Annotated in this window: 5 protein-coding genes and 1 pseudogene; 5 read left to right on the top strand and 1 reads right to left on the bottom strand. The window is 44.1% G+C overall.

Annotated features, from left to right (window positions below):
• Positions 1-248 precede the first annotated feature (248 nt).
• A complete protein-coding gene (locus BM278_RS17690; RefSeq protein ID WP_244151230.1) occupies positions 249-986 on the bottom strand; it encodes an ABC transporter ATP-binding protein in 738 nt (245 codons plus the stop codon).
• Between the two features lie 158 nt (positions 987-1,144).
• On the opposite strand from BM278_RS17690, the gene BM278_RS17685 reads away from it, so the two are divergent.
• From BM278_RS17685 to BM278_RS17670, 5 genes and pseudogenes are all read left to right on the top strand, one after another.
• The gene (locus BM278_RS17685) at positions 1,145-2,143 is read left to right on the top strand and encodes an RNA-guided endonuclease InsQ/TnpB family protein (protein WP_167359682.1); all 999 of its coding nucleotides are present in this window, start codon (positions 1,145-1,147) and stop codon (positions 2,141-2,143) included.
• Positions 2,100-2,318, top strand: a complete 219-nt coding sequence (locus BM278_RS19405; protein ID WP_341461774.1) for a zinc ribbon domain-containing protein — start codon at positions 2,100-2,102, stop codon at positions 2,316-2,318. Before BM278_RS17685 ends, BM278_RS19405 begins: the two co-directional genes overlap by 44 nt.
• A gap of 545 nt (positions 2,319-2,863) precedes the next feature.
• Positions 2,864-4,096, top strand: coding sequence for an MFS transporter (locus BM278_RS17680; RefSeq protein WP_090952372.1), 1,233 nt, complete (start codon positions 2,864-2,866; stop codon positions 4,094-4,096).
• Between the two features lie 493 nt (positions 4,097-4,589).
• Entirely contained in the window at positions 4,590-5,468 is an 879-nt protein-coding gene (locus tag BM278_RS17675; RefSeq protein ID WP_090952369.1) for an IS982 family transposase, read from the top strand.
• A 215-nt stretch (positions 5,469-5,683) separates the two neighbouring features.
• Positions 5,684-5,890, top strand: a pseudogene (locus tag BM278_RS17670) (IS4 family transposase); the annotation flags it as partial.

Genomic DNA, 5,890 nt, shown 5'->3' with positions numbered 1-5,890 from the left:
ACTTGGATATGTCCGAATATTGGCAGTGGCGGAAAACGAAAGAGCAAGAAGCTCGATCGGTGAATCAGGAAGTTTCGGAGATGAAAAGAGTAGGGTAACCCCTTCGCTGTGTCAAGGAGAACGTGGAATACCGGAGCGAAGCGAGGATATGCCGCGAAAGCTCCTTGACACGCCTGTTCCTTGACAACATGATCGTTTGTCCGGGAAGGCGACTGGCAGGGAGACTTGCCGGACTTGCCTACCATACGTCAAGTCATCAGGTCCATGTTGTCTATCAAAGGGGAATTTACACAATAATTAGGACTTGACCCAGCTACAATTTGCCCCTCTTTTAACAATAATACGTGTGTCATCTCTTCTATAATTTCCTCAATATAATGAGTGACGTATAGTACGTGACATTGTTGATGTGCAATAATTTCTTTCGTTAATGATAAAATATCTTCCCTGGCTAAAATGTCTAATCCTATGGTCGGTTCATCTAATATAAGCAATTTTGGTTTTGCCATTAACGCTCTTCCGATAAGTACTTTTCTTTTTTCTCCTTCTGATAATGTGTCATACGTTTTCCCCTTTAAATGATCGATTCGCAAAGATGCCATTAGCTGTTCGGCCTGCTCTCGATCCTCATTGGCCACATTTTCGTATAATCCGATCGTAGCGAATTTACCGCTTATCACAATATCCTCTACTGTTTCCGCTCTTAACGTTTGATTGAAACGGTCAAGAGAACTGCTGACAAAACCGATTTGCTTTCGAAGCTCAGGCAAGTTCGTTTTCCCGAATTGATGCCCTAAAACAGAAACTTCCCCTTTTGTCGGATATTGATAGCCTGTTACGATATTTAATATGGACGTTTTTCCTGAACCGTTTAAACCTAATATGACCCAGTGTTCCTTTTCTTTTATTTCCCAATTTATATCCTTTAAAATAACTCGGTCTTCTCTTATCAAGGACACATTTTTCATGCTTATGATATTTTTCATTTCACACTGCACCTCTATTTTTAATATTTTTCCCGAGAAGTCTCCCTTCCTCTAAACGGAGTGAAGGAGGGAGAGGAATCGGGAAGTTTTTGATTCCTAAAAACGAACATATGTGCTATAATCAAATCATCCATCAAACAAAGAAAGAAGGAATGCTCATGCTTCGGGGGCAAAAAGTGTTCTTCCGGGCATCGAAAGCGGATTTGGACCGATTGTACGCCTGCAATCGCGAATCCGCCCGTGTTTGGAATGAATGCCTCCGCTTAGCCAAAGAATACTTTCTCCAACATGGATGCTGGATTACCAAAAGCGAGCTGCAAAAACAAACGAAAAGAAAGTTCCATCTTCACAGCCAATCGATTCAAGCCGTCTGCCACAAATACCTCTTCGCAAGACAAGCTGCACACCACTCCATCCAGCAAGGACATCCTGCCCGCTATCCCTACAAGAAAAAGAAGTATTTTCCAACGAAATGGGCGAAAGACGGTTTCAAAGTGTATGAAAACGGAAAAATCGAACTCTCCATGGGCATCCATCACGGAAAACGGGAAAAGCCGATTGTCGTGTATGCGTCGCATCTGCCAAAGGGAACGATCAAAGAAATTGAGTGCTGTTTTGATCATGGTCTTTATTTGGCTGTGACGTATGAAGATAGGCAAAAGGCAAAAGCGTACAAACCGGATTCCTCCGTCGGAGTCGATCTTGGAGAAGTACACACCATAGGTGCGTTTTGCGAAAACGGGCAAGCTCTCCTCATCACGGGAAGAAAAATACGCTCCCTTCACCGGCTGCGGAATAAAAAACTGGCGGAGATCCAGCAGCGTCAATCGAAATGCCAAAAAGGATCACGCCGATGGAAAAAGTATAAACGGGCGAAACAATATGCGTTATCGAAATCCGAAAGACAGCTGCGGGATGCACTTCATAAAACGACCAAACAGTTTGTTGACTGGTGTTTAAAGCAATCCGTCTCCGATGTGTATATCGGAAACGTCGAAGGGGTGCAGCGGAACACGAGAAAGAAAAAACGTACGAGCCGCAAACAAGCACAAAGACTCTCGAATTGGTCATTCGGGAAAGTGAAGAAGTATCTCGCTTATAAGCTGGCCCAACATGGCATTCGCTTGCATGAAATCGAGGAGTCGTATACGAGCTAGTCTTCCTGTCTGCCAAAAGAGAAAAAAAGCATCTTCCCGTTTGTTTGTGTGCCAGTGTGGGTATGAGGAACATCGTGATGTTCATGGCGCGAGAAATATCTTAAGCAAAGCGCTGCATGGCGCCTTCAAACATTGGAACGTACAAACAAAGCTGACGTATCTACGGATTGCGTAAGCAAGAAGTAGTAGAAGGGTTGGACCGCCCCATCGGTGCAAAGCCGATGTTGCTTACTGGACCCATCAAGAAGGCTTCCGATGAATGCATCGAGTAGAAGGAGACCGCCTTCTTCTGCGCAGAAGCTTCTTTGGTGGAGATGGTAAGAAACTCCCACCTCTTCATGGAATGAAGGTGGGAGAGGTTCATGAATATTATAACAAATCAATTAATATTATCAAATGTTAATTCCGCTTGTTTAGCTGTTTATCGATCCTTTCATCGCCCAATACAAATTCGGTCTCCCACTGTCACACCATTCTTCGTCGAATTTGCAGACTTCAGGAAGTTCCGCATCTATCAGCATTTTTATGAACCAGTAAGCAGTTCCAAAAACGAAGATTTCTTATGTGAATATAAAATTGTAACAGTTGACAATTTGCGTCCATTCACTGATAATACAGTAACGGGAACATATGTTTTATGGCAGTTAAACCTTGCAAAAAGCTAACGGTTAGTTAACAGCCAATTTTTATACGAATACAAGATTAGGAGAGGTCATTCTTATGTCATCAATCAAGTCAAATCCATCCATGGCTTCGCTATTACGCAATCGTTTCATCCAAACGATTATGACGGCTGGCTTGTTTATTCAGGTCGGCATTTGGGTGCGCAACTTTGCGATTCTATTGTTTGTCACCGAGAAGACAAATGGGGATGCGTTTGCCGTCTCACTCATATCGGTGGCCGAGTTCGCACCGATTTTTATTTTTTCCTTTATTGGCGGTACGTTCGCAGACCGTTGGCGGCCAAAACGAACGATGATCTGGTGCGACCTCTTAAGCGCTATATCGATATTTGTCATATTAATGGCGCTCCTGTTTGGCACATGGAAGGCTGTTTTCCTCGCGACATTTGTCTCCGCGATCCTATCGCAGTTCTCTCAGCCTTCGGGGATGAAGCTGTTCAAAATACACGTTCCGAGAGAACAGATGCAGGCGGGGATGTCATTATTTCAGACAATGATGGCTATTTTCATGATCATCGGTCCGATTTTAGGCACCTTCGTCTTTCAACAATTCGGCATCTACATCTCTATGGCGGTAGTAGGTATAGCTTTTCTATTATCTGCTCTTGTGCTGACCTTATTGCCTCCCGACCAGATGGAGAAGAAGGACAAAAATGAGACATCGCTCTGGCATGAAATGAAGCTCGGCTTTCAATATGTATGGTCGCGCAAGATTCTTGTGACTTTGGGAGGCGGCTTCATGGCTGCTGGGTTAGGGCTTGGCTTAATCCACCCGTTGGCCATCTTTCTTGTAACAGAGCGCCTTGGTCTGGAAGAGAATTACTTGCAATGGCTGTTTGCAGCCCATGGAGCAGCTATGATCATCGGCGGCGCTGCGGCGATGGTATTCTCCAACCGGATTGCGCCGCACATCCTGCTGATGCTGGGTATGGGAAGCATGGCTGCAGGAATTTTTGTTATGGGTTGGTCCACTATGTTCTGGCTTACCTTAATGGCCGAGTTTATCATCGGTCTATTCATGCCCGCTCTTCATATCGGCATTAATACAATTATACTGAACAATACCGACGAAACGTTCGTAGGACGTGTCAACGGAATATTGACCCCTCTGTTCATGGGTTCGATGGTCATCACGATGAGCTTGGCTGGTCTGTTGAAAGAACAATTCTCCCTATTCACGATCTATCTGGCCTCTGCCGCTCTCTTTGTCATTGGCATTCTGGTCATGCTTCCAATGTTCCGAATGCTTAAAACAGCTGAAGCTGAATAAATAACCACTAACAAAGCCCATTAGTAGCCAGCCATGCCGCGGTGCAGCACCACAGATGATGGAAATGTTGCTTTTGTGTCTATATGATGCCTATATATAAAATAAGCTGTTTGACATATTATGGCTAATATGTTCAAACAGCTTATTTTTATTGACAAATAATTCACGTTTTGTAGCATATTCTCTGTTTGATATAGGACAATCTCTTCTCTAATTTTTGCCTCAAGTACATCACCTTGCTGTTTCCCGATTTTTATATACAATACCAATATGAATTGTCATCAAGATGGGTTATTAACATGGAAATATGCCTCTAAGATTCCCTGTTTCGTTTGAAGTTCCTTAATCAATAAAGTAGATTCTATAGCAATCTTCCCTAACTCTATAACATACCCGTGGTGCTAGATAAAGTCAGACAAGCATAAAAAATAGCCCTTGCATGAGGATCTCCTTAAAATGAAAGTGCGACCTACCATTCGAAAGGAGAATCCCCATGCAAGAGCACTTTCATTTTACTACAGATCGTGTCAAACTTCAAAAACAATATGCATCGATTTTGCTTTTTGTATCGGCTCAACTATCGAGTATCCAGATTCCTCTTCAACGTCGAAATCGTCATTTGTTGAAACAGAAAGACGAAGTCATCATCACCATCCATGTCCTTGGAAAGTTGCTGGGCTTCACTTCCGAACGGGCTTGGCACCGGCTTGTGATCGGGAATTTGTTTCCCAAGGCCTTGTTCCCTGAACGTTCTCGGTACAACCATCGCTGCCGGGCGCTTGGCTTTGCGATCAAGTGGATGCGGCACCAGCTGGCCAAGCGTGGACAACACCATGCGTATGCGGTCGTGGACAGCTTGCCGATCGAGCTGTGTCATTCAGCTCGAATGCATCGCGTCAAACGATTCCGTGGAATTGCCGATATTGGCTATTGTGCTTCCAAAAGGATTGCTTTCTATGGGTTGAAACTTCATCTGCAGGTCACCGACCAAGGGCCTCCGATGGGATATGTTGTCACCGAAGCGTCTTGTCACGATCGGGTGGCCGCTGAAACCGTCATGACGCAAATTCCACATCCATATAACCTAGGTGACAAAGGGTACATCAGCCAAAAACTACAAAAGAAGCTGTACGAAGAGCATCGAGTCGCTTTTTGGACGCCCGTTCGAAAAAATCAGCGAATTCTCCAATCCGACGCATGGAAACAGTGGATGAAACGAAAACGCAAAGTGATTGAAACCGTGTTTTCGATTTTAGTCGATTCGTATCGGATCACCGAGATTCGAGCTAACTCGATTTCTGGATTTGAAACGGCACTGGATGGTATTTTACTGGCTTACTCCCTTGTTGTTCTTGGGCTAGTTGAGCGTTAAGACTCAACTAGCACCACGGGTTACAAATATAAATCTAACTAAAATACTTGTAAAAATGCACCCTTGATGCAACATTCCGAATAATATGGATGATATACAGTAACAATAAAAACAGGCGTGTTGATTATCCAATAAAATCCAAAGGGTATAGAAAAAAGAGCACCTTTCCTGTAGAATGTGAGTAGCGACACAAACAAACCCAGGAGGTGCTCTCTATGAACAAGCATACCACACTCCCGAATTTGATGCAAAAACTTGTTTCGGATGAAGAGATTCAACTGATTGCCGAAGCGGTTGGGTATCGTGATTCGTCTCGAACCTTTACGTTGCGCGAGTTGATTCACTTCTTCCTGCTGGCCGCCATGCATCAATGGAAAAGCTTTCGCCACGGAGCCGATGTGGGGCCTCTGTATGGATTGCCG

This window comes from Parageobacillus thermantarcticus, assembly GCF_900111865.1.
In the GTDB taxonomy this organism is placed as follows: Bacteria; Bacillota; Bacilli; order Bacillales; family Anoxybacillaceae; genus Parageobacillus; species Parageobacillus thermantarcticus.
This window is presented reverse-complemented; position numbering and strand designations above follow the sequence as displayed.

Coding starts and splice junctions, on each gene's coding strand:
- BM278_RS17690 (WP_244151230.1), bottom strand. CDS start 986: ATGAAAAATATCATAAGCATGAAAAATGTGTCCTTGATAAGAGAAGAC.
- BM278_RS17685 (WP_167359682.1), top strand. CDS start 1,145: ATGCTTCGGGGGCAAAAAGTGTTCTTCCGGGCATCGAAAGCGGATTTG.
- BM278_RS19405 (WP_341461774.1), top strand. CDS start 2,100: ATGGCATTCGCTTGCATGAAATCGAGGAGTCGTATACGAGCTAGTCTT.
- BM278_RS17680 (WP_090952372.1), top strand. CDS start 2,864: ATGTCATCAATCAAGTCAAATCCATCCATGGCTTCGCTATTACGCAAT.
- BM278_RS17675 (WP_090952369.1), top strand. CDS start 4,590: ATGCAAGAGCACTTTCATTTTACTACAGATCGTGTCAAACTTCAAAAA.